Source organism: Pedococcus sp. P2_E4 (assembly GCF_056403935.1).
On sequence record NZ_JBFUEO010000083.1, the window covers coordinates 1 to 1,004 of the forward strand.

General features: G+C 73.6%; 1 protein-coding gene. It reads right to left on the reverse strand.

What is annotated here, in order from left to right; translation table 11 throughout:
* Positions 1–229: 229 nt before the first annotated feature.
* Positions 230–1,004: HNH endonuclease signature motif containing protein (locus tag AC1DV7_RS18180; RefSeq protein WP_477598739.1), on the reverse strand; the 775-nt coding region annotated here is incomplete at its 5' end.

Consider the following 1,004-nt stretch of genomic DNA (forward strand, 5'->3'; position numbering starts at 1 on the left):
CCCACGCCCCAGGCTGCGCGCCAACCCTCGAGCGCGCCAACCCTGCGCGCGCCAACCTGCACRCCGACCCCCGCGMGCCACCGCGCGCGCCAGACCGGGCCACCACGCGCGCCCCAACCCACGCCCCAGGCTGCGCGCCAACCCTCGAGCGCGCCAACCCTGCGCGCGCCAACCCCGCGCGCTGGCTCGTTGGGGCGACACCGCATGGGCAGCTGTGTYCATCTCGGTCTCAGGTTCGCCTTCGGTAGGTGACGGTTTTGATGCCGTGTTGGTCGGTGTGGATGTGGTGGTCGTAGTCGGGGTCGTGGATGCGGCGGTGGTGGTGYCCGCACAGCGGMACGGCTGAACGCAGGTTGGTGGTGCCGCCGGTGGACCAGGGGTCCTGGTGGTGCAGCTCGGACCAGGCGTAGGGCCGGTCGCAGCCGGTCGCGGCGCAGGTGTCGTAGGTGGTGGCGAGGGCGACGCGGTGGTGTTCGGTGAAGAACCGGTCGGTGCGCCCGAGGTCCAGSGGCAGGGAGGTGCCGGCCAGGACGGCGGGCAGGATGGCGGCGTTGCAGGCCAGGCGKCGGGTGTCGCCGGCGGACAGGTCGTGGCCGGTGTCCAGGTGCGCGGCGCCGAGCTGGGTCTTGAGCCGGTCGTGGTCGATGGTGACCACGACGGTGGCGTTGACCTTGCCGGACAGGTGGTCGGTGGGCAGGTGCTCGAGGAGCTCGACGAACGCGGTGCCGTAGCGGTGCGCCCAGTCGGTGTCGAACCCGAGGCCGCCGGTCGCGCTGGTGTCGCCCGGGCCGGGGCTGCCGCGCCGGAACGCCTCCCACTGCGCCTGCCGCAGTTCGTCGCTGCCGAGGGTGACGCCGCGCCCTGCGGCGTCGTGGCGGGCGGTCTTGGCGGCCTGTTGGGCGAACCGGCGGGGTGAGGCGATCTGCTGGACGACCTTGCGCAGGATGTGCCCGGCCAGGGTGGGGACGGTGAAGTGGCCGGTGACCGTGCCGTCGCGGTTGTCG